19 protein-coding genes are annotated in these 21,234 nt (G+C 63.3%); 7 read left to right on the top strand and 12 right to left on the bottom strand.

Features of this window, described 5'->3' with window-relative positions; translation table 11 throughout:
• On the top strand, window positions 1-1,224 hold the full coding sequence (locus GV819_RS24675) for an SGNH/GDSL hydrolase family protein (RefSeq protein WP_161758658.1): 1,224 nt from the start codon (window positions 1-3) through the stop codon (window positions 1,222-1,224).
• A 281-nt stretch (window positions 1,225-1,505) separates the two neighbouring features.
• On the opposite strand, the gene ilvD is transcribed toward GV819_RS24675, so the two are convergent.
• Window positions 1,506-3,347, bottom strand: coding sequence for a dihydroxy-acid dehydratase (gene ilvD, locus GV819_RS24670; RefSeq protein WP_161758657.1), 1,842 nt, complete (start codon window positions 3,345-3,347; stop codon window positions 1,506-1,508).
• A gap of 311 nt (window positions 3,348-3,658) precedes the next feature.
• Between ilvD and GV819_RS24665 the strand changes: the two genes are divergently transcribed.
• Entirely contained in the window at window positions 3,659-4,234 is a 576-nt protein-coding gene (locus GV819_RS24665) for a hypothetical protein (protein ID WP_161758656.1), read from the top strand.
• 58 nt (window positions 4,235-4,292) lie between these two features.
• Window positions 4,293-5,975 carry a DUF4153 domain-containing protein gene (locus tag GV819_RS24660; protein ID WP_161758655.1) on the top strand — a complete coding sequence of 561 codons (1,683 nt, stop codon included), beginning with the start codon at window positions 4,293-4,295 and terminating at the stop codon, window positions 5,973-5,975.
• A gap of 53 nt (window positions 5,976-6,028) precedes the next feature.
• On the opposite strand, the gene GV819_RS24655 is transcribed toward GV819_RS24660, so the two are convergent.
• On the bottom strand, window positions 6,029-7,225 hold the full coding sequence (locus GV819_RS24655; protein ID WP_161758654.1) for a class I SAM-dependent rRNA methyltransferase: 1,197 nt from the start codon (window positions 7,223-7,225) through the stop codon (window positions 6,029-6,031).
• A gap of 214 nt (window positions 7,226-7,439) precedes the next feature.
• On the opposite strand from GV819_RS24655, the gene GV819_RS24650 reads away from it, so the two are divergent.
• Together GV819_RS24650 and mutM are read left to right on the top strand one after the other, a co-directional pair.
• Window positions 7,440-8,252: an HDOD domain-containing protein gene (locus GV819_RS24650; protein WP_368668935.1), complete on the top strand. Its 813-nt coding sequence runs from the start codon at window positions 7,440-7,442 to the stop codon at window positions 8,250-8,252.
• Between the two features lie 33 nt (window positions 8,253-8,285).
• Window positions 8,286-9,098, top strand: a complete 813-nt coding sequence (mutM, locus tag GV819_RS24645; RefSeq protein ID WP_161758652.1) for a bifunctional DNA-formamidopyrimidine glycosylase/DNA-(apurinic or apyrimidinic site) lyase — start codon at window positions 8,286-8,288, stop codon at window positions 9,096-9,098.
• A gap of 106 nt (window positions 9,099-9,204) precedes the next feature.
• On the opposite strand, the gene GV819_RS24640 is transcribed toward mutM, so the two are convergent.
• From GV819_RS24640 to GV819_RS24620, 5 genes are all read right to left on the bottom strand, one after another.
• Complete coding sequence (locus tag GV819_RS24640; RefSeq protein ID WP_011064042.1) at window positions 9,205-9,456, bottom strand: YfhL family 4Fe-4S dicluster ferredoxin; 252 nt, start codon at window positions 9,454-9,456, stop codon at window positions 9,205-9,207.
• 134 nt (window positions 9,457-9,590) lie between these two features.
• A complete protein-coding gene (gene coaD / locus GV819_RS24635; protein ID WP_003176711.1) occupies window positions 9,591-10,070 on the bottom strand; it encodes a pantetheine-phosphate adenylyltransferase in 480 nt (159 codons plus the stop codon).
• 115 nt (window positions 10,071-10,185) lie between these two features.
• Window positions 10,186-11,781: a GMC family oxidoreductase gene (locus tag GV819_RS24630; RefSeq protein WP_161758651.1), complete on the bottom strand. Its 1,596-nt coding sequence runs from the start codon at window positions 11,779-11,781 to the stop codon at window positions 10,186-10,188.
• A 123-nt stretch (window positions 11,782-11,904) separates the two neighbouring features.
• On the bottom strand, window positions 11,905-12,450 hold the full coding sequence (locus GV819_RS24625; RefSeq protein WP_161758650.1) for a twin-arginine translocation pathway signal protein: 546 nt from the start codon (window positions 12,448-12,450) through the stop codon (window positions 11,905-11,907).
• A 27-nt stretch (window positions 12,451-12,477) separates the two neighbouring features.
• A complete protein-coding gene (locus GV819_RS24620; RefSeq protein ID WP_161758649.1) occupies window positions 12,478-13,908 on the bottom strand; it encodes a coniferyl aldehyde dehydrogenase in 1,431 nt (476 codons plus the stop codon).
• A 144-nt stretch (window positions 13,909-14,052) separates the two neighbouring features.
• On the opposite strand from GV819_RS24620, the gene GV819_RS24615 reads away from it, so the two are divergent.
• Together GV819_RS24615 and GV819_RS24610 are read left to right on the top strand one after the other, a co-directional pair.
• On the top strand, window positions 14,053-14,724 hold the full coding sequence (locus GV819_RS24615) for a TetR/AcrR family transcriptional regulator (RefSeq protein ID WP_161758648.1): 672 nt from the start codon (window positions 14,053-14,055) through the stop codon (window positions 14,722-14,724).
• Window positions 14,725-14,757: 33 nt separating this feature from the next.
• A complete protein-coding gene (locus GV819_RS24610; protein ID WP_161758647.1) occupies window positions 14,758-15,612 on the top strand; it encodes a sulfurtransferase in 855 nt (284 codons plus the stop codon).
• A gap of 57 nt (window positions 15,613-15,669) precedes the next feature.
• Here the strand turns inward: GV819_RS24610 and GV819_RS24605 are convergent, their stop codons facing one another.
• From GV819_RS24605 to GV819_RS24585, 5 genes are all read right to left on the bottom strand, one after another.
• The gene (locus GV819_RS24605; RefSeq protein WP_161758646.1) at window positions 15,670-16,503 is read right to left on the bottom strand and encodes an AraC family transcriptional regulator; all 834 of its coding nucleotides are present in this window, start codon (window positions 16,501-16,503) and stop codon (window positions 15,670-15,672) included.
• Entirely contained in the window at window positions 16,496-17,497 is a 1,002-nt protein-coding gene (locus GV819_RS24600; protein ID WP_161758645.1) for a hydrolase, read from the bottom strand. Before GV819_RS24600 ends, GV819_RS24605 begins: the two co-directional genes overlap by 8 nt.
• Before the next feature lie 204 nt (window positions 17,498-17,701).
• On the bottom strand, window positions 17,702-18,322 hold the full coding sequence (gene rsmD / locus GV819_RS24595) for a 16S rRNA (guanine(966)-N(2))-methyltransferase RsmD (protein ID WP_161758644.1): 621 nt from the start codon (window positions 18,320-18,322) through the stop codon (window positions 17,702-17,704).
• Window positions 18,322-19,812: a M16 family metallopeptidase gene (locus GV819_RS24590; RefSeq protein ID WP_161758643.1), complete on the bottom strand. Its 1,491-nt coding sequence runs from the start codon at window positions 19,810-19,812 to the stop codon at window positions 18,322-18,324. The genes rsmD and GV819_RS24590 overlap by 1 nt, the downstream gene beginning before the upstream one ends.
• Entirely contained in the window at window positions 19,805-21,160 is a 1,356-nt protein-coding gene (locus GV819_RS24585; protein ID WP_161758642.1) for a M16 family metallopeptidase, read from the bottom strand. The genes GV819_RS24590 and GV819_RS24585 overlap by 8 nt, the downstream gene beginning before the upstream one ends.
• Window positions 21,161-21,234: the final 74 nt, after the last annotated feature.

Here is a 21,234-nt window from a genome sequence, read left to right as displayed (position 1 = left end):
ATGGGGCGACTGCAAGGCATTGCGCTATTGCTGGGCATCTCCTTGCTGAGCAGTTGCAGCCCGACCACCGAGGTCCAGGCCACTCCTGCCTCGGCCCTGGCCAAGGCCGGGAACGGCACGAAAAAGGTCGTGACTACCGGCACCGACCCGAACCTGGCGTTGTTGGCGCGCAAGTTCAGTACCTCCAACCGTACGCCCATCAGCATTGTGCAACTGGGGGATTCGCACACCGCCGCCGACCTGTTCAGCGGTGAAGTGCGCCGCCTGTTGCAGGCGCAATATGGTGACGGCGGCATTGGTTTCGTGGCTGCGACGCCGGTGCCCGGTACCCGTTACGAGCGCGTGATCCTCAGTGTCGCCAAGCGCCAGTGGTCGCTGGTATCGGCACGTAACCAACAGAGTAACCAGTTTCCCTTGGGCGGTTACCTGTCGCTGCCGATGACCCCGGGTGCCAGGGTGCATATCGCCGAGCGCCAGCCGAGCAATCAGCAGTACCGCATTTCGGCGTTGTACCAGGCAGCCACTAACAACACCGTGACGGCCCGGGACAACCTCAACAAGAGCAGCCGCATGCTCGCGGTCACGGCTGGGCAATGGCGCTTCAGCCCGCCGTTCAACAACCTGACCATGCCTCTGGACTTGAGCTTCGCCAACAACCAGGGGCTGGCCCTGGGCGGTTGGAACATCCTAGGGCAGAAGAGCGCCGGGGTGATCTACTCCTCCCTGGGCATCAATGGCGCGCGCCTGGATGTGCTGGACAAGTGGCAGCCCGGCTGGCTGGAAACCCTCAAGGCCCTGCGCCCGGACATGGTGGTGCTGGCCTATGGCACCAACGAAGCTTTCGACGATGATCTGGATCTGCAGCTGTACCGCAGCCAGTTGCAGGAGAAGGTCGCGCTGCTGCGCAAGAACCTGCCCAAGACCGTGATCCTGCTGGTGGGGGCTCCTGATTCGATCAAGCGGCGCAATGCCGGGAGTTGTGCGGCCTCTCAGCCACAGCCGTTGCGGCAGATCATCCAGATCCAGAAGGACGTGGCGAAGAACAGCCGCACACTGTTCTGGGACTGGCAGGCTTTCATGGGGGGCGATTGCTCGATCAGGCAGTGGCAGGGCAATGACCTGGCGCGCAATGATCTGGTCCACCTGACCGCCGATGGCTATCGCAAGAGCGCCGATGGGCTGTATCGCTTCTTGCGCGGGCAGCTGGGCGAACGCATGCCTTGAGCCTCCGTAGGAGCTGGCTTGCCAGCGAAGGCGTCCTTAAGGGCGATGCAGGGTCTGAAGGCCCATTCGCCGGCAAGCCGGCCCCTACAAGCTGTTGGAGCTGGCTTGCCAGCGAAGGCGTCCTTAAGGGCGATGCAGAGTCTGAAGGCCGATTCGCCGGCAAGCCGGCTCCTACAAGCTGTTGGAACTGGCTTGCCAGCGAAGAGGCCCTCAAGGGCAACCCAAGGTCAAAAAAAATGCCCCGCACTTGGCGGGGCATTTTCATTTCAGGGTCAGGGCAATCACAGGCCGTCGAGCATCGCCTTGTTGCGCACTGCACCCTTGTCGGCACTGGTCGCCAGTAGGGCATAAGCCTTCAGCGCGGTAGTCACTTTGCGTGGGCGTTTCTCTACGGGCTTCCAGCCTTTCTGGTCCTGTGCGACCCGGCGGGCCGCCAGCTCTTCATCGCTGACCAGCAGGTTGATCGAGCGGTTCGGAATGTCGATCAAGACCTTGTCGCCATCCTGCACCAGGCCAATTGCACCACCCGCCGCTGCTTCCGGCGAAGCGTGGCCGATGGACAGGCCCGAGGTGCCGCCGGAGAAGCGGCCGTCGGTCAGCAGGGCACAGGCTTTGCCCAAGCCCTTGGACTTCAGGTACGAAGTTGGGTAGAGCATTTCCTGCATGCCCGGGCCGCCTTTCGGACCTTCGTAGCGAATGATCACGATGTCGCCGGCCTTCACTTCGTCGGCCAGGATGCCGCGCACGGCGCTGTCCTGGCTTTCAAAGATTTTTGCATTGCCTTCGAAGACGTGGATCGACTCGTCGACGCCGGCGGTCTTCACCACGCAGCCGTCCTGGGCGATGTTGCCGTACAGCACGGCCAGGCCGCCTTCTTTCGAGTAGGCGTGTTCGAAGCTGCGGATGCAGCCATTTTCACGGTCGTCGTCCAGGGTGTCCCAGCGGGTCGACTGGCTGAAGGCGGTCTGGGTCGGGATGCCCGCCGGGCCAGCCTTGAAGAAGTGGTGCACTGCTTCGTCGCTGGTCTGGGTGATGTCCCACTTGGCGATGGCATCGCTCATGGAACGGCTGTGCACGGTCGGCAGGTCGGTGTGCAACAGGCCACCGCGAGCCAGCGAGCCGAGGATGCTGAAGATGCCGCCGGCGCGGTGCACGTCTTCCATGTGGTACTTCTGGATGTTCGGCGCCACTTTGCACAGCTGTGGAACGCTGCGGGACAGCCGATCGATATCGCGCAGGTCGAAATCGATCTCGGCTTCCTGGGCGGCCGCCAGCAGGTGCAGGATGGTGTTGGTCGAACCGCCCATGGCGATGTCGAGCATCATGGCGTTCTCGAACGCCTTGAAGTTGGCGATGTTGCGCGGCAGTACCGACTCGTCGTTGTCGCCGTAGTAGCGCTTGCACAGATCGACGATGGTGCGGCCGGCCTGCAGGAACAGCTGTTCGCGGTCGCTGTGGGTGGCCAGGGTCGAACCGTTGCCCGGCAGGGCCAGGCCCAGGGCTTCGACCAGGCAGTTCATCGAGTTGGCGGTGAACATGCCGGAGCACGAGCCGCAGGTCGGGCAGGCGCTGCGCTCGTACTCGGCAACTTTCTCGTCAGAAGCGCTGGAGTCGGCGGCGATGACCATGGCGTCTACCAGGTCCAGGCCGTGAGCGGCGAGCTTGGTCTTGCCGGCTTCCATCGGGCCGCCGGAGACGAAGATCACCGGGATGTTCAGGCGCAGGGCGGCCATCAGCATGCCGGGGGTGATCTTGTCGCAGTTGGAGATGCAGACGATGGCGTCGGCGCAGTGGGCGTTGACCATGTACTCCACGGAGTCGGCGATGATCTCGCGGCTCGGCAGGGAATACAGCATGCCGTCATGGCCCATGGCGATGCCGTCATCCACGGCGATGGTATTGAACTCTTTGGCTACGCCACCGGCGCGTTCGATCTCGCGGGCGACCAGTTGGCCCAGGTCCTTCAGGTGCACGTGGCCCGGGACGAACTGGGTGAAGGAGTTGGCAATGGCGATGATCGGCTTCTTGAAGTCGTCATCTTTCATCCCCGTGGCGCGCCACAGGGCACGGGCGCCGGCCATGTTGCGGCCATGGGTGGACGTTTTCGAACGGTAATCAGGCATGAAGCACTCCGGGCGGCTAATCAGGTGACAAATGGGGAGTGAGCTTCTACTGACCTCGGGAACACTCAGAAATGGCCGTGTGTCCGAAGCTGCCGATGACCCCGCGGGATCGCCGCGAGACTCAGCCTGAGCTCATAAACCCGCCGGGGGATGACTGGCGATGAATCTGCCGATTCTACACCGCTGGCGTCAGGAAGGAATGCCGGGGCCGCTCTACGGCGTGAAGAGTGTCTTTACCCGGTACCCGCTGCCCGGACTCGGGGGGCTGAGGTAGACTGCGCGCCCTTCGACCGCTCGCCAATGGAACTGGAATGGCCACGACACTTCGAACCTTGAGGTTTTACCTCTGCGTGGGCCTGGTGCAGGGCGCGCTGCTGCTGGGTGTGGTGCTTTCCGGCGCGTTGTCGGACCTTGCCATCGGCGCTGCCTGTGCGGCGGTGCTGATGGGCGGCGGCATGCTGCAGTTGGTGCCCGAGCGGCGGAGTGAATGGCGCACCTGGTGGGCGCTGATGATCCTGGCCCTGGTCACCGCTGGGCTGGTCATGGCCTGTCGAGGGCTGCCGTTGACCTCCCAGGTGCTGGGTGGGGTGGCGACAGGCTTGATCCTGTTGACGGTCTTTTGCGCTGCCGCGCTGCACGGGCGCGCCGACCTTGGACGGCGTTTCTGCACCTACGTGCTGTGGGTGCTGCTGGCGCTGCCTATGCCGTGGATCGCTCAGGCGGCGTTCAAGCGTTGGACGTCCAGCCAGCATCTCGATCCGTTCAAGGATGGCTGGCTGTCCCTGGTGTTTTTTGCCGGGCCGACCCTGGCATTGTCCATCGGCCTGTTCCTGATCAGCCTGTGCCTGGTTGCGCTACAGCGGCGCAGAAGCCCGGTGTCGGGGTGATCCTCATGCCTGCTTGCCCGCGTCATCTTGCCCCCGCACTTTCATAAAAGGATTTGCCATGCCTGCGCTGAGTCGCTCGCTGTTGTTCTATATCGTCATCGCCTTGGTACAAGGGGTGTTGCTGGTCAGTGGCCTGGTCTATCCCCAGCCGGCGCTGGCCGCCGGTTCCTGCACTCTGGCCCTGGTGGCGGGCATCAACCTGCAATTGCTCGGCAGTGCGGTGCGCGAGCGTGGCACCTGGGCCCTGGTCCTGGGCCTGAGTGTGCTGCTGGCGGGGTTTTCCATCTGGGTGTTCATGCGTGATACCTACGACTGGTTGTGGAAGTTCTGGCCGTTCGTGGCGGTAGTGCTGGCGTATATCGGTACCGCATTTGTCATGAGCTGGCCAACTCGCGAGGGTAACCGCCCGCGCTACCAGGACCTGTTCCGGCATGCCTGGAACAACGCCTTCATCGTACTTCTGGCGCTGTTGGTGAACCTGGCCTTCAGCCTGTTGCTGTGGCTGTGCGGCAAGTTGTTCAGCATGCTCGGCATGCCCCTGCTGGGCGATCTGTTCACGTCTTCCTACTTCCTCTGCTTCAGCCAGCCGCTGTTCTTCTCCCTGGGCATGCGCATGGGCCGGGAAAACGAAAAGGTCATCGGCCTGCTGCGCGGTCTCCTGTTGACGGTGTGCCGCTACCTGCTTCCGCTCTGCGCGCTGATTACCCTGATTTTCACCTTGGCGTTGATGTTCACCGGGTTGCAGCCGATCTGGAGTACCGGTTACTCGTCGCAGATCCTGTTGTGCCTGACGGCGAGCAATCTGTTCCTGCTCAACGGCGTATTCCAGGACGGCCAGCACGATGTCGGTTATGCCAGGTTGCTCAAGCTGCTGGTCAACGCCAGCCTCTGCTGCCTACCGTTGCTGGTGCTGATGGCGGGTTATTCGAGCTGGCTGCGGATTGATCAATACGGCCTGACGCCGTCACGCTTCCTGGCGCTGTTCCTGATGGTCCTGGCCCTGGTCTATAGCCTGGCGGCGCTTTGGGCGGTGTTGGCCAGGCGCTCGGTGTGGCTCGCCAGCCTGAGCCGCAGCAACCCGTGGCTGGCCCTGTTGAGTTTCGTCGCGCTGTTGTTGCTCTTCACCCCAGTGCTGGACCCGCAGGCCCTGAGTGCCAGCAACCAGGTACAGCGCCTGCTGAGCGGGCGTACGCCAGTGGCCGACTTCGATGCCAGGACCTTGCGCCGGCATTTGGGCGAGCCCGGTCGGGCGCAGTTCAATGCGTTGCTCGAACAGGTGCGCCAGGGGCAGGTTCTGCAGGAGCCGGACCGGACCACCTTGCGCGAGCTGCTGGAATCGGTTTCCCGGGATGGCCAGTCCGTCGATTACCTGAGCGCCAAGGTGCAATGGCTAGGCCCGGAGGTGGATGACAGCGCGCAATTGGTCGAGGTACTGACGACCAGGAGTGACTGCACGCCGCCCGGTTGTTTCGCCTGGGCGGTGGACCTGGATGACGACGGTGTCAACGAAGTGCTGCTGATCGGCAAGCACGCCTGGGAGTCTTCGGCGATGCTCTTTGCCCGTGATGGGCAAGGCGAGATCCTCTGGCGTTACACGGGCAAGTTCAACGGTATCAACGATGCTGCGGGGCTGATCGCGCAGATCCGCGAGGGCAAGATCAAGCCAGTGCGCCAGCACTACAAGACGTTCAAGGTCGACGGTGTGGAGCTGGACTTCCAGCGGGCCTACCGGCACCCATGATTGGCTGAAACAAAAATCCCGGCACATGGCCGGGATTTTTCTGTTCACTGCACTCAGCTGTTCGGCAGCAGGCGGCAGGTGATGCTCTTGATGTAGCGGGTTTCCGCGATGGCCGGGTGCACCGGGTGGTCCGGGCCCTGGCCGCCACGCTCGAGCATCTGGATATTGCGGTCCAGATGACGGGCGCTGGTCAGCAGGATGTTCTGCAGGTCGTCTTCCGGCAGGTGCATGGAGCACGAAGCACTGACCAGGATCCCGTCCTTGCTCAGCAGGCGCATGGCTTGCTCGTTCAGGCGGCGGTAGGCGCCTTCGCCGTTCTTCATGTCTTTTTTGCGTTTGATGAAGGCCGGTGGATCGGCAACGATCACGTCGAAGCGCTCTTCGCTGGCCTTCAGCTCTTTCAGCGCTTCGAAGACGTCGCCTTCGATGCAGGTCATTTTTTCCGCGAAGCCGTTCAGCGCGGCGTTACGCTCTACGCCATCGAGGGCGAAGGCCGAGGCGTCGACGCAGAACACTTCACTGGCGCCGAAGGCCGCGGCTTGTACGCCCCAGCCGCCGATGTAGCTGTACAGGTCGAGTACGCGCTTGCCCTTGGCATAAGGGGCCAGGCGGGCGCGGTTCATGCGGTGGTCGTAGAACCAGCCGGTTTTCTGGCCTTGGATCACCGGGGCTTCGAACTTCACGCCGTTTTCTTCCAGGGCAACCCACTCCGGCACCAGGCCGAACACGGTTTCCACGTAGCGGTTGAGGCCTTCGGCATCGCGCGCCGCGGAGTCGTTCTTGAACAGGATGCCGCTGGGCTTGAGCACCTGGGTCAGGGCCGCGATCACGTCTTCTTTATGAGCTTCCATGGTCGCCGAGGCGATCTGCACCACCAGGATGTCACCGAAACGGTCGACAACCAGGCCTGGCAGCAGGTCGGAGTCGCCGTACACCAAGCGGTAGAACGGCTTGTCGAACAGGCGCTCGCGCAGGGACAGGGCGACGTTCAGGCGGTGCACCAGCAGTGACTTGTCCAGGGGCAGCTTGATGTCGCGAGACAGCAGGCGCGCGCAGATCAGGTTGTTCGGGCTCATCGCGACGATGCCCAGGGGCTTGCCGCCGGCGGCTTCCAGTACCGCCTGGTCGCCTGCCTTGAAGCCGTGCAGAGGGGTGGCGGCTACATCGATTTCGTTGCTGTAGACCCACAGGTGGCCGGCGCGCAGGCGGCGATCGGCGTTGGCTTTGAGGCGCAGGCTTGGCAGGGACATGACGTCGCTCCGGAAAAAAGGGCGCGATTATACCCCGTCGCGAGACTTCAGCGATGGCCAATGGACCTGCGGCCAGCAGTGCAGGGTAAAGTTCCTGTCCGTCTGGCCAACATCGGCGCATTAAAGGTTAGAATCGCCGCCTGACCCAGAGTGTGTACTTATGTCCCAAGAGCTATCAGCCGAACAGATTCAACAGGCCTTGCAAGGCATCAGCGTGCCGCCCCAACCGCAAATCATGGTGGATTTGCAGATGGAGCAGTACATGCCCGACCCCGACCTGGAAGTGATTGCCAAGCTGATATCCCAGGACCCCGGCCTGTCCGGCGCACTGCTGAAGATCGTCAACTCGCCGTATTACGGCCTGAGCAACAAGATCGCCTCGATCCAGCGTGCGGTGAACCTGCTGGGCAGCCGTTCGATCATCAACCTGATCAACGCGCAGTCGATCAAGGGCGAGATGAGCGACGAAACCATCGTCACCCTCAACCGCTTCTGGGACACCGCCCAGGACGTGGCCATGACCTGTCTGACTCTGGCCAAGCGCACCGGCTCCCAGGCGGTCGATGAAGCCTATGCGCTGGGGCTGTTCCACGATTGTGGGGTGCCGCTGATGCTCAAGCGCTTCCCCAACTACATGGCAGTACTGGAGGAGGCCTACGGCGACGCGGGGCCGGAGCGGCGGGTGGTGGACACGGAAAACCATGCGTTCAATACCAACCATGCGGTGGTCGGCTACTACACGGCCAAGTCCTGGCGTTTGCCGGAGCACGTGACCAACGCCATTGCCAATCACCACAATGCCTTGGCGATCTTCAGCGACGAGTCGTCGCGCAACAGCCAGTTGAAGAACCTGCTGGCGATCCTGAAGATGGCCGAACACATCTGTGCTTCCTACCGGGTGCTGGGCAACCAGGTCGAAGACCATGAATGGAACAGCATTGGCCATCTGATTCTCGACTATGTCGGCCTGTCGGATTACGACTTCGAGAGCCTCAAGGAAACCGTGCGCGAATTGGGCGCACACTGATTGTTCATGTCGCGATGAGTACCAGGGGCGAAGATGCCTGAGTTACCGGAAGTCGAAACCACCCGGCGCGGGATCGCGCCGCACCTGGAAGGCCAGAAGGTCAGTCGGGTCATCGTCCGCGAGCGGCGCCTGCGCTGGCCGATCCCCGAGGATCTGGATGTGCGCCTGTCCGGGCAGCGCATCGTGAAGGTAGACCGGCGGGCCAAGTACCTGTTGATCAACGCTGAAGTTGGCACCTTGATCAGCCACTTGGGCATGTCGGGCAATCTGCGCCTGGTGGAGGCCGGCCTGCCGGCGGCCAAGCACGAACATGTGGACATCGAACTGGAGTCGGGGCTGGCCCTGCGCTACACGGACCCGCGCCGCTTTGGCGCCATGCTCTGGAGCCACGACCCACTGAACCATGAGCTGTTGATACGCCTGGGGCCGGAACCGCTGACCGACCTATTCGATGGCGAGCGCCTGTTCCAGCTGTCCCGGGGGCGCTCCATGGCGGTCAAGCCGTTCATCATGGACAACGCGGTGGTGGTGGGGGTGGGCAACATCTATGCGACCGAAGCGCTGTTCGCTGCGGGCATCGACCCGCGCCGCGAAGCCAAGGGCATTTCCCGGGCGCGTTATCTGAAGCTGGCGATCGAGATCAAACGGATTCTGGCGGCCGCCATCGAGCGCGGCGGCACCACCTTGCGCGATTTTATCGGGGGTGATGGTCAGCCAGGCTATTTCCAGCAGGAACTGTTTGTCTACGGCCGCGGCTATGAGCATTGCAAGGTCTGCGGCACGGAACTGCGCGAGGTCAAGCTGGGCCAGCGTGCCAGTGTGTTCTGCCCACGTTGCCAGAGCTGAAAAGCTTCGCCGGCAAGCAGCACGCCGCCCGGTCGCTCCTATAACGGATTGCCCCATAGGAGCCGGCTTGCGGGCGAAAGCGCCGGAATAGGCGCTCCCTCTCTACTCAAGCCTTACCGGTAATCTTCCGGTACTTGGCCATCAATTCTTCTTCCGTCTCTGGACGCGCTTCGTCCAGAGGGATGCAGTCCACCGGACACACCTGCTGGCACTGCGGTTCGTCGTAGTGGCCGACGCACTGGGTGCACAGGTTCGGATCGATGACGTAGATCTCTTCGCCTTGGGAAATGGCCGCGTTGGGGCACTCGGGTTCGCAGACGTCGCAGTTGATGCAATCGTCGGTGATGATCAGGGACATGGGGTACTCCGGCCTGGGCGGCAGGCCCGGGCATGTAAAAACGAATGCGCGCAATTGTGCCGTATTGACGCCCGCAGTGCACGCGGGCGCGATGGCTGACGCCGGGCAATGGCCCCTGAACGGGGCCAGCGGGCTTATTTCTTGAAGCGCAGGGTCAGTGCGTCGGCGACCGCCGGGTGCACGAACTTGGTGATATCACCGCCCAGGGCCGCGATTTCACGGACCAGCGTCGAGGAAATGAACGAGTAGCGCTCGGACGGGGTGAGGAACAGGCTTTCCACGTCCGGGGCCAGCTGGCGGTTCATGTTGGCCAGCTGGAACTCGTACTCGAAGTCAGAAACGGCTCGCAGACCCCGCAGGAAGACGTTGGCGTTCTGCTCCTTGGCGAAATGCGCCAGCAGCGTGGAGAAGCCGACGACTTCAACGTTAGGCAGATGCTTGGTCACCTCTCGCGCCAGTTCCACACGCTGTTCCAGGGGGAATAGCGGGTTTTTCTTGGGGCTGGCGGCAACGGCGATGATCACGTGGTCGAACAGCCGCGAGGCGCGCTCGACCAGATCGCCATGGCCCTTGGTAATAGGGTCGAAGGTACCTGGGTACAACACTCGGTTCATCGCGTCGTCCTGGCGGGAATCCGTTGGGGAGTCGGATGGTATCGCAGCCATCCCGGTCGGCCAAGTCGACTTTTAGGGAAGAAAGCACGATAGACGACGAAAATACCCCGCTTTTTCACACTGTTTTCAAGCGCTCTGCCAGGGCTGTGGCCAGCTGTGCCGTCAGGCCGTACACCGACAGCTGCGGGTTGGCGCCGATGCTGGTGGGGAACAGCGAGCCGTCGTGAATCGACAGATTGTGCAGTTGATGATGGCGCCCGAGGCTGTCGGTCACCGCGTTTTTCGGATCTTCGCCCATGGCACAGCCGCCCATCACGTGGGCGCTGCCCAGGCGGGTGCGGTACAGCGCCAGGTCCAGGCCGTCGATCTGCGCGCGGACTTCGCTGAGGGTCTTGGCGAAACGGGTGTCGCTGTGCAGCGGCTTGACTGCCTTGGCACCGCCGGCGAACTGGATCTCCGCCATGCTGTGGAACGCCCGGCGCAGGCCATCCCAGGCGTAGGGCGAGACCTGATAGTCGAGTACCGGCGTACCGTCGCCGCGCAGCTCGACGCTGCCGCCGATGCTGTCGGGATGAAAACCGTCTCGCAGCAGGGCGATCATGGCGTGGGTATGGGGCAGTTGTTCCATGGATAACCCGCTCTGCGGCCCGAAACCACCCAGCAGGGTGCTGGCCAGGGCCGGTTGCAACGGCGGTACTTCGAGTTTGTAGGACATCTTGCCGGTGGTGCCGTCCTGCCATTGGAAATGGTCGGAGTAGATCGACTGCGGCGCGCCGTAGAAGGGGTTGATCACCTCATCGAACTGCCCGGCAGAGAAGTTCACCAAGTGCAGGAAGGTGCGCTTGCCCAGGCGCGAGTGCGGGTCCGGGGCATCGGAGCGCAATAGCAGGGCGGGGCTGTTGATACCGCCACCTGCCAGCACGTAATGCTTGGCCTTGACCGTGATCGTGCGTCCGGTAGGGGCTACGCAACGGGCGTCCATGGCCACGCATTGCAGGCTGGTGATCTTGTCGTCCTTGAACTGCAGGCGATCGGCCCGGGCCAGGTACAGCAGCTCGCCGCCTTTCTCCAGGGTCGCCGGGATGGTGGTCACCAGCATCGACTGCTTGGCGTTGGTCGGGCAGCCCAGGCCGCAGTAGCCCAGGTTCCAGCAGCCGCGCACATTGCGTGGAATCACGTGCCAGCTGTAGCCCAGGGTTTCACAGCCCCTGCGGATCACATCGTTGTTGGCGTTGGGTGGCATGGCCCAAGGTGCGACCCCCAGGCGTTGCTCCATTTTCTCGAACCAGGGTGCCATCTCGGTCGAGCTGTGGCCCACCACTCCGTGTTCCCGGGCCCAGTGTTGCAGCGTCGGGTCGGGGGTACGAAAGCTCGAGGTCCAGTTGATCAAGGTGGTGCCGCCCACGGCGCGGCCTTGGAGGATGGTGATGGCGCCGTCCTTGCTCATGCGCCCGATGCCTTCCTGATAGAGGCTGGTGTAGGCCTGGTCCTCGAGCATCTTGAAGTCGTCGCTGGTCTTGAGCGGGCCTTCTTCGATCAGCAGCACCTTGTAGCCCGCGGCGCTGAGGATCTCGGCGGTGGTGCCACCCCCGGCACCGCTGCCGATGATGGCGACATCGGCTTCCAGGGTCAGGTCCTGCTCCAGCTGCGAGCCGTTGTAGGTTTTCCAGCCACGGTTCAGGCCTTCGCGGAACAGATCAGGTACGGGCATATTCGGTGCTCTCTTGTTATTGATGGCATGGCGCAAATGCACTGTAGCCGCCGCAGGCTGCGATGGCCTGCGAAGGAGCAGGGCTCTTGCAGTCCTTGGAACCTGCGCCAGTGGCTATACGGATCAGACCTTGGGTGGCCCGGGATAGCCGCAATGGGCCCAGGATTCGGCGCGGGTGTACCAGGCCATCATCACCAGTTGCAGCAATGAGGCATGGCCCATGCGCAGCAGTGACAGGTAGCTGTTTTCCCAGCGGCTGAGGAAGTTGCGGATGTCGTCCGCGCTGGCGTTTTCCCAACTGCCCCAGATCCCCGTCAGCGGGCCGCGAGTCACCGCCATGCCGAGCACATCGAACAACTGCTGAGTGAGCTTGAACATTTCCGGCGACAGGTGATTGAGCGCGTTGTCGAGGTTGGCCAGGGTACCGGCGACGGCAGCGGGCATCTTGCCCGCGGCCACCGACCCTTCGAGCATCACCGGGATCAGCGCCCTCAGGAACGGCAGGTCATTGCTGCGCAGCAGGGCAAAACCGCTGGCAGGAGTACTGGCGGAGCAACCGCTGAGGCTCGCGCCGAGCCCGGCGGTGGCCAGGAAAGCGCTGGCGCAGAGGCCGATTTTCAGCAGGCCGCGCCGTGACAGCGCAGGTGTTTCAGACAGGCTAGGGGTCATTATTGTTATTACCCGGCGATGTACTGGTTAACGAATGAACAGCTTCTGGATGAGTTTCTGGATCGATTTTCCATAAGGCGGGTAGATCAGGCGGGCGGCGTTGAAGCGCTGCTTGATGAATACCCCTTTGGCCTTGCTGAAGGTCAGGAAACCTTCGTGACCATGGTAGTGACCCATGCCGGAAGGGCCGATCCCGCCAAACGGCAGGTCGTCCTGGGCTACGTGCAGCAGGGTGTCGTTGAGGCACACGCCGCCGGAGTGGGTTTCGTCGAGCACCCTTTGTTGCTCGGCCTTGTCATAACCGAAGTAGTACAGCGCCAGCGGCCGCGGTCGCTGGGTGATGTAGGCAAAGGCCTGGTCCAGGGTCTTGTAGGGCACGATGGGCAGGATCGGGCCGAAGATCTCGTCCTGCATCACGGTCATATCGTCGCTGACATTCAGCAGCAGGCTATGGCCCAGGCGCCGTTCCTGGCTCTGCTCGAACAGCGGTACCAGCAGCGCACCCTTGCTGGTGGCGTCGCTCAGGTAGCTGTTGAGTCGTACCAACTGGCGCTGGTTGATGATCGCGGTGTAGTCGGGGTTGTCGGCCAGGGTCGGGAAGAAGCTGCGCACGGCCTGGCGATAGGCTTCGACAAATGAACCGACGCGCTCTTCCGGCACCAGTACGTAGTCCGGGGCAACGCAGGTTTGCCCGGCATTCATGGTCTTGCCGAAGGCGATGCGTTCGGCGGCGTCCTTCAGGGGCACGGTGTTGGAGACAATGGCCGGGGACTTGCCGCCCAGCTCCAGGGTCACCGGGGTCAGGTTCTCTGCCGCGGCGCGCATCACGTGCTTGCCGATGCTGGTGGCGCCGGTGAACAGCAGGTGATCGAAGCGCAGCTTGGAGAAGGCCATGCCGACTTCGGCCTCGCCGAGCACCACGCACACCAAGTCCTCGGGGAACACCCGGGCCAGCAGCTGCTTCAGCAGTTGGCCGGTGGCCGGGGTCGATTCGCTGAGCTTGAGCATCACCCGATTACCAGCGGCAAGCGCACCCACCAGCGGGCCCATGCACAGGTACAGCGGGTAGTTCCACGGCACGATGACGCCCACCACCCCCAGCGGTTGATAGACCACCTTGGCCGAGGCCGGCTGGAAGGCCAGGCCCACGGCGCGGCGCGACGGCTTCATCCAGCCCTTCAGGTGTTTGCGCGCGTAGTGGATGCCATGCAGGCTCGGCATCAGTTCTGCCAGCAGGGTTTCGTCGGCGCTGCGGTTGCTGAAGTCCTGGCTGATGGCGTCGATCAGCGCCTGGCGTTCGCTGTTCAGCAAGTCCTGCAATGACTTGAGCCATTGCAGGCGTTGCGCGGCAGGCGGCATCGGATGGGCGGCAAAGGCCCGGCGTTGAGCTTCGAACAGCTCCAGTAGCGCGTCCTGTTGCTGAAGGGAATCCTGCAGGTAAGCGATGTCGGCAGACATGGACGGGCTCCGGTTTTTATTGGCTGGCTAGTTTTTAGAGCTTATGCTCTAAATTGTCAATTGCCATCCTGTGCCGCTCGTGATTTATCCCCAGGGGGATAGACCGTAAGATGCACGCCAGCCTTCTGATTAAAGCCCAAGCCCATGGCCCCACGCATAAAAACCCGCGAACGCATCGTTCAGTTCAGCCTCGAGCTCTTCAACCAGCAGGGTGAACGCAACGTCAGCACCAACCATATTGCGGCGCACATGGAGATTTCTCCGGGCAACCTGTATTACCACTTCCCCAACAAGCAGGCGATTATCGCCGTGCTGTTTGCCGAATATGAAAGCCTGGTGGACAGCTTCCTGCGCCCGCCACCCGGGCGCGCGGTCACCGTCGAAGACAAGCGCTACTACCTGCAGGCGCTGCTGGCGGCCATGTGGCGCTACCGTTTCCTGCACCGCGACCTGGAACACCTGCTGGACAGTGACGCCGAACTGGCGGCGCGCTATCGGCGCTTTTCCCAGCGCTGCCTGATCCAGGGCATGGCCATCTACGGGCGCTTCGTCGAGGCCGGGATCGTTGCCATGGACAAGGTGCAGATCGAATCCCTGACCCTCAACGCCTGGATCATCCTCACATCCTGGGTGCGCTTTCTGTGCACCACTCGTGAGAGCTCCACGCACTTGAGCGAGGAAGCGATCAAGCGCGGCGTCTATCAGGTGTTGGTGCTGGAGGCCGGGTTTGTTACCGATCAGGCCCGGGAGGCAGTCAATGGCCTGTTCGAAGAGTTTTACGTGCCCCTGGCCCAAGCCCTGGAAGAAGTGCAGTAGGATCAACCTCCAACTTATTCACAGGAGCCCGCCATGCCCCTCGCGCAGTTGATCAGCCCGCTAGCCCTGGACCAGAAGAAACAGCAACCCGGCCTGGTGCTTCTGGATTGTCGCTTTGCCCTGGAGGACCCGGATTACGGACAGCGCAGCTATGCCGAAGGGCATATTGCCGGGGCGCATTTCGCCGATCTGGAGCGCGACCTCAGTGGGCCGGTGAGCAAGGGCGTGACCGGTCGGCATCCCTTGCCGGCGCCGACGCAACTGGTGACGCGCTTGCAGGCCTGGGGCATCGATAACCACAGCGAGATCGTGTTGTACGACGATGGCCCCGGAGCTTTTGCTGCCCGTGCCTGGTGGTTGCTGGCCTGGCTCGGCAAGCGCGATGGAGTGTTCATTCTTGATGGCGGCTTGAAAGCCTGGCACGCCGCCGGCCTGCCCCTGAGCCTGGATCCACCGGAAACGCTGCCAGGGCAGTTCAGCGGCCAGCCGGACAACAGCCTGTTGCTGGATGCCGAGCACCTGCAACGGCGCCTGGGTCAGCCTGACCTGACCCTGCTGGATGCCCGCGGCTTGCCGCGCTTTCGTGGTGAAGTGGAGCCGATCGACCCGGTGGCCGGGCATATTCCCGGGGCGCAATGCGCAGCCTTCACCGACAACCTGGGCAGCGACGGGCGTTTCCTGCCACCTGAGCAGCTCAAGCAGCGTTTTGCCGAGAAGCTCGCGGGCCGCTCCCCGGAGCAATTGGTGGCCTACTGCGGTTCTGGCGTGACCGCCTGCCACAACCTGTTTGCCCTGTGTCTGGCCGGATACCCCTTGGGCAGCCTGTACGCCGGTTCCTGGAGCGAATGGATCACCGATCCGCAGCGGGCTGTTGCCACCGGCGACTGAACCCGATGTGGTTGGGGGCGCGAAGGAACAAGTGCCCGCGCCACGGCCGTTGCCGCGTCAGGTGGCCTGCAGTGCACTGCGGTAGGCCGCTGGCGCTACGCCGTAAACCTGCTTGAACTGCCGACTGAGGTGACTCTGGTCGGCAAACCCCAACTGAGTCGCGACTTCCAGCGGCAGGCAACCGTCGCGCAACAAGGCTCGGGCCTTGGCGATGCGTTGCTGCATCAGCCAGGTATGGGGCGGAATCCCCGTGGCCCGGCGGAACACTCGGGCAAAGTGGAACGGTGACAGATTCACGGCTGCGGCCAATTCCTCCAGTGACGGCGGTGCCGCCAATTGCGCCCGCAGCAACTCCTTGGCTTGCACAATCGCCCGGTGTTCCTGCCCAGGTTCACCCGGTGCCTTGACCGCAGCGTGTCGCTGCAACAGCAGAAGCAGCATTTCCCGCCACTGGGTCTGCTGTTGCAGGGCTGTGGCCGGGCTTTCCAGCAGATGGTGCAAACGGGCGAAGCCGCTGACCAGATCCGCATCGCGGTACAGCGTCGCCCCAAAGGTCGGCAGGCTGCCGCTGGGCAGTTCCAACTCCTCCAGTAAACCGAGAATCTGTTGGTTGTCGGGGTAGAAGGCCCGATACAGCCAGCCGTCTTCGGCGCCTTTGGCCCCGGTGTGCAGCTCATCCGGATTGATCAGCACCAGGGTGCCGCTGCCTGCCAGGTGCTCGGCGCCGCGATAACGGTAGCGCTGGGCCCCGGCCATGATCATGCCGATCACATAGCCGTCATGCACATGGGGCACGAAGCGCTGTTCGATATACCGCGCAGCCAGAAGTTCTACCCCCGCCAGGGGCGCGGCCTGCCAGAAACGGATCGACTCCCGGGCGGACTTATCCATGGCGGCCCAGCTCTGACAGCCATTGCGGAATGCGCCGTTCCAGGTAGTAGCTGGGGCGTTTCAGCGTGCCTTCGACAAAACCCACGTGGCCGCCCCGGGCCTGAAGTTCGAATTGGGTACTGGCGGACAGCTCGGCGGCTTCGGGCAGGCTGTGAGGAAATACGAACGGATCGTCCGCCGCCTGAATGATCAGGGTCGGGGTGCGGATCTCGCCGAGGAAATAGCGGCTGGAAGCGCGACGGTAATAGTCCTGGGCATCAGCGAACCCATGCAGTGGCGCGGTGACCCGGCCATCGAAGTCCCAGAAGGTCCGCATCTTTTCCAGCGAGCCGAGCTGCGCCAGGGTCGCCAGGCCTTCGTGGCGACCGTCGTGCTGGAACTGGCGCTGCTTGTCCTTGATGTAGGCCAGCATCTCGCGCATGAAGTGCGCCTGATAGACCTTGGAAAAGCCCTGGCCGATGCGGTCCGCGCATTGATCCAGGCGAAACGGCACCGACACCGCCGCGGCCCCTTGCAACGGGCTGTTGCTGCCGCTTTCCCCCAGGTACTTGAGCAGCACATTGCCCCCCAGGGAATAACCCACCGCGTACAGCGGCGCTTGGGGACGCTTGGCTCGCAGGTGGGCGATGGCCGAGGCCAGGTCTTCGCTGGCGCCGGAGTGATAGCTGCGGGGCAGCAGATTGGGTTCGCCGGAGCAGCCGCGCCAGTTCAGTGCTGCACTGGCCCAGCCCTGGGCCGCCAAGGTCTTTTGCAGGCCGGCGACATAAGGCGAGTTGGAGGAGCCGGTCAGGCCATGCAGCACCAGTACCAGCGGCGCCTCGGCGCTATGGGGCCCGTGCCAGTCAAGATCGAGAAAGTCGCCGTCTTCCAGCCACAGGCGCTCGCGCTGGCGCTCAAGGTGAGTAGTCGGGCGCCACAGCGGGCCCCACAGGGTTTGCAGGTGCGGGTTGCCCAGGCCGAAGGCAGGGATAAAGCGATCAGGCGAATCAGCCACGGGAAGGGTCTCGATGCGGCGGTGCGCAGCCCGGGCGGGCTACGCATCTGTTACGGCCGAGGTAAAGAACCGGTTCAGGATCTGCTGCGCTTGGCTCACGGGGCATCAAAAATGCCTTCGATATACCCACTCTTGCCCTTGAACTGCGCTTTCTCGGCCATTTTTGCCTTGCCTGAGCGTCGCTCGCTAGAGCCTCAACGGGTTCTAAGCGGCGCTCTCAGCCATACGTTGCCACAACGAGTAATACACCTGCCCGGATTTTTGTTCACGGTGCAGGCGCCAGCGCCCGGGCAGGCCCAGGGTTGACGGCGGGGTTTCGCTTTCGGTGTAGATCCAGGCGTCTTCCGCCAGCCAGCCGCGCTCTTCCAGCAGGGCGCAGGCCGCGGGCAGCAGGTTCTGGTTGAACGGCGGGTCGAGGAATGCCAGGTCGTAGGGCGTCGCCGGTTGGGTTTCCAGGTAGCGCAGGGCGTCGGCGGTCTGCGCCTGGCCTACGGTGCAGTGCAGGGTGCCCAGGTGCTCGCGCAGGCTGGAGATCGCGACGTTGTTGCTGTCCAGGGCCAGGCCCGTGGCGGCGCCACGGGACAGGGCTTCGAGGAATACCGCGCCGCTGCCGGCGAACAGGTCGATGACCTTGGCTCCGGCGACATGAGGCGCGAGCCAGTTGAACAGGGTTTCGCGCACCCGGTCCGGAGTCGGCCGCAGCCCCGGCAGGTCGGGGAAGCTCAGCTTACGGCTGCGCCATTCGCCGCCGATGATGCGCAGCTGGCCCACACCGTTGTGCTGGTTGTGGACGGGTTTCTTGCTGGGACGGGCTGGACGGGCCATTAGTGCTCCGGAACCCCGAGCGGCTGCTCGGTGGGTTTGTCAGTGGGGGGCGGCAACGGCTTTTGCGCGACGGTAGGACCGGCGCTGACAATGACCATCTTGTCGACGCTCAGGTGTTTGTTCATGGCGGCCTTGACCTGTTCCACCGTCAGCTCCTGGGATTGACGCATGAAGTCTTCCAGGTAGCTCAACGGCAGATTGTAGAAACCCATGGCCCCCAGCTGGCCGACGATATCGGCGTTGCTGGCGGTGGACAGTGGGAAGCTGCCGGCCAGTTCACGCTTGGCGTCGTCCAGTTCCTTCTGGGTCGGGCCGTTCTTCAGGTAGTCGGCGAACACGTCCTGCACCAGCTTCAAGGTGCCCTCACTCATTTCTGCACGGGTCTGCAGGTTGATCATGAACGGGCCGCGGGCCTGCATCGGGGTAAAGCCGGAGTAGACGCCGTAGGTGAGGCCGCGCTTCTCGCGGACTTCGCTCATCAGTCGGGTGCCGAAACCGCCACCGCCGAGGATCTGGTTGCCCAGGGACACTGCGGCGTAATCCGGATCGTCACGGTCGATCCCCAGTTGCGCCAGCATCAGGTTGGTCTGGCTTGACGGGAACTCGATATGGCCGACGCTGGCCTTGGGTTCAACGGGTTGCTCGATCTTCGCCAGGGCCGGGCCCTTGGGCAGTGCAGCGGAAACCTGCGCGGCAATCGCCTCGGCGTCGCTGCGCGAGAGGTCGCCCACCAGCGCGATCACCACGTTGCCGGCGGCATAGGCCTTGGCATGAAAGGCCTGCAACTGCGCCAGGGTGATGCCCGGAACGCTCTTGGCATTGCCTTCGCTGGGATGAGCATAGGGATGGTTGCCGTACAGGCGCTGCATCAGTTCCAGGCTGGCCAGTTTGCCGGGGTTCTGCTTCTGGTACTCGAAGCCGGCGAGCAACTGGTTCTTGATTCGTGCCAGGGAGTCGGCGGGGAAGGTCGGCTTGCCCACCACTTCGGCGAACAGTTTCAGCGCCGGCTGGCGTTTATCCACAGCGCTGAGACTGCGCAGCGAGACCACGGCCATGTCCTTGTAGGCGCCGTTGCCGATATCCGCGCCCAGGCTTTCAAAGCCCCGGGCGATGGCGCCAACGTCCTTGCCGGCCACGCCTTCGTTGAGCATGGCGTTGGTCAGCAGGGCCAGGCCGGAGGTGTTGCCATCCTGGCTGCTGCCAGCGGCGAAGATCAGGCGCATGTCGAACATCGGCAGCTCGCGGGCCTCGACGAACAGCACCTTGGCGCCTTCGGCGGTGTTCCAGGTTTGCACATTGAGGTCGCGATGGCTGGGGGCCTTGCCATCCAGCTCGGCCAGGGATTGCAGCTTCTGGCTGGACTTGGCGTTGTCCAGGGCCTGGCTGGCATTGGATTCGCCGGAGCGCGACAGGTACAGGCCACCGGCAGTGAGCAGGGCCACCAGGGCCAGGCCCAGCAGGATCGGTGAAGCATTCTTGCGCTTACTCATGAGCGGACTCCTCAGGCAGTACATGGGCCACGCTCATACGCTCCCGAGTGAAATAAGTGCGGGCGGCCTTCTGGATGTCTTCCGGGGTCACGCCTTGCAGTTCCGCCAGCTCGGTGTCCATCAGTTTCCACGACAGGCCGACGGTTTCCAGCTGGCCGATGGCAGTGGCCTGGCTGGTGATCGAGTCACGCTCGTAGACCAGCCCGGCGATGACCTGGGCCCGTACTCGCTCCAGTTCTTCGGCGGAGGGCGGGGTGGTTTTCAACTGGTCCAGCAAGCGCCACAGCCCGGCTTCGGCCTGGGCGATGGTTTTCTTCTTCTGGCTGTTGGGGGTGGCCGAAAGCATGAACAGGCTGTCGCCGCGGGTGTAGGCGTCGTAACCGGTGGAGCCGCCGGACAGCAGCTCTTCGCCGCGCTCCAGCTGAGTCGGGATACGAGCGCTGTAGCCACCGTCCAGCAGGGCCGCCGCCAGGCGCAGGGCATTCACCGAGCGCTTGTCCTCGGCAGTGGCGATGCTGGGTACGTTGAAGGCCAGCATCAGGCTCGGCAGTTGGGTCTTCACGTGCAGGGTGATCAGGCGCTCGCCGGGCTCGGCCAGTTCCATGGGGATCTTCGCCGGCGGCACGTCACGCTTGGGGATCGCACCGAAATAGCGCTGGGCCAGGGTTTTCACCTCGTCCGGGGTGACGTCGCCGACCACCACCAGGGTGGCGTTGTTCGGTACGTACCAGGCCTGGTACCAGTGGCGCAGTTCCTCGACCTTCATCCGGTTCAGGTCGGCCATCCAGCCGATGGTCGGGGTGTGGTAGCCGCTGGCCGGGTAGGCCATTGCCTTGAAGCGTTCATAGGCCTTGGACATCGGCTTGTCGTCAGTGCGCAGGCGACGTTCTTCCTTGATCACTTCGATCTCGCGGCTGAACTCGTCGGCCGGCAGGCGCAGGCTGGCCATGCGATCGGCTTCCAGTTCCAGGGCCACGCCCAGGCGGTCGCGGGCCAGTACCTGGTAATAAGCGGTGAAGTCGTCACTGGTGAAGGCGTTCTCTTCGGCACCCAGGTCCCGCAGGATCAACGAGGCTTCGCCGGGGCCGACTTTCTCGCTGCCCTTGAACATCATGTGTTCCAGGGCGTGGGACAAACCGGTCTGGCCCGGGGTTTCGTAGCTGGAACCGACCTTGTACCAGACCTGGGAGACCACCACGGGGGCGCGATGATCTTCACGGACGATGACCTTGAGGCCGTTGTCGAGGGTGAATTCGTGGGTGGGTTGCGGGTCGGCAGCCAGGGCTGCAAGGGGCAGACAAACTGTGCTGAGCAGCAGGCCTGCGGCGCGGCGGGCTAGAGCATTCATTCGTTTTTAAACCTGTTGGGCTGCCCGCGTGTTCTTAGCGTCGGCGGGCGAGGAGGTGCTAGGATACTGATCCG

The sequence above is a fragment of the Pseudomonas sp. Fl5BN2 genome (genome assembly GCF_009908205.1).
GTDB lineage: Bacteria > Pseudomonadota > Gammaproteobacteria > Pseudomonadales > Pseudomonadaceae > Aquipseudomonas.
This window is presented reverse-complemented; position numbering and strand designations above follow the sequence as displayed.

Excerpts from the sequence above, each read along its gene's own strand:
- rsmD (WP_161758644.1), bottom strand. The coding sequence starts at position 18,322 with ATGGCCCGTCCAGCCCGTCCCAGCAAGAAACCCGTCCACAACCAGCAC.
- ilvD (WP_161758657.1), bottom strand. The coding sequence starts at position 3,347 with ATGCCTGATTACCGTTCGAAAACGTCCACCCATGGCCGCAACATGGCC.
- GV819_RS24675 (WP_161758658.1), top strand. The coding sequence starts at position 1 with ATGGGGCGACTGCAAGGCATTGCGCTATTGCTGGGCATCTCCTTGCTG.
- GV819_RS24625 (WP_161758650.1), bottom strand. The coding sequence starts at position 12,450 with ATGACCCCTAGCCTGTCTGAAACACCTGCGCTGTCACGGCGCGGCCTG.
- GV819_RS24655 (WP_161758654.1), bottom strand. The coding sequence starts at position 7,225 with ATGTCCCTGCCAAGCCTGCGCCTCAAAGCCAACGCCGATCGCCGCCTG.
- GV819_RS24610 (WP_161758647.1), top strand. The coding sequence starts at position 14,758 with ATGCCCCTCGCGCAGTTGATCAGCCCGCTAGCCCTGGACCAGAAGAAA.
- GV819_RS24605 (WP_161758646.1), bottom strand. The coding sequence starts at position 16,503 with ATGGATAAGTCCGCCCGGGAGTCGATCCGTTTCTGGCAGGCCGCGCCC.
- GV819_RS24665 (WP_161758656.1), top strand. The coding sequence starts at position 3,659 with ATGGCCACGACACTTCGAACCTTGAGGTTTTACCTCTGCGTGGGCCTG.
- GV819_RS24640 (WP_011064042.1), bottom strand. The coding sequence starts at position 9,456 with ATGTCCCTGATCATCACCGACGATTGCATCAACTGCGACGTCTGCGAA.
- GV819_RS24590 (WP_161758643.1), bottom strand. The coding sequence starts at position 19,812 with ATGAGTAAGCGCAAGAATGCTTCACCGATCCTGCTGGGCCTGGCCCTG.
- coaD (WP_003176711.1), bottom strand. The coding sequence starts at position 10,070 with ATGAACCGAGTGTTGTACCCAGGTACCTTCGACCCTATTACCAAGGGC.
- mutM (WP_161758652.1), top strand. The coding sequence starts at position 8,286 with ATGCCTGAGTTACCGGAAGTCGAAACCACCCGGCGCGGGATCGCGCCG.
- GV819_RS24615 (WP_161758648.1), top strand. The coding sequence starts at position 14,053 with ATGGCCCCACGCATAAAAACCCGCGAACGCATCGTTCAGTTCAGCCTC.
- GV819_RS24620 (WP_161758649.1), bottom strand. The coding sequence starts at position 13,908 with ATGTCTGCCGACATCGCTTACCTGCAGGATTCCCTTCAGCAACAGGAC.
- GV819_RS24660 (WP_161758655.1), top strand. The coding sequence starts at position 4,293 with ATGCCTGCGCTGAGTCGCTCGCTGTTGTTCTATATCGTCATCGCCTTG.
- GV819_RS24585 (WP_161758642.1), bottom strand. The coding sequence starts at position 21,160 with ATGAATGCTCTAGCCCGCCGCGCCGCAGGCCTGCTGCTCAGCACAGTT.
- GV819_RS24630 (WP_161758651.1), bottom strand. The coding sequence starts at position 11,781 with ATGCCCGTACCTGATCTGTTCCGCGAAGGCCTGAACCGTGGCTGGAAA.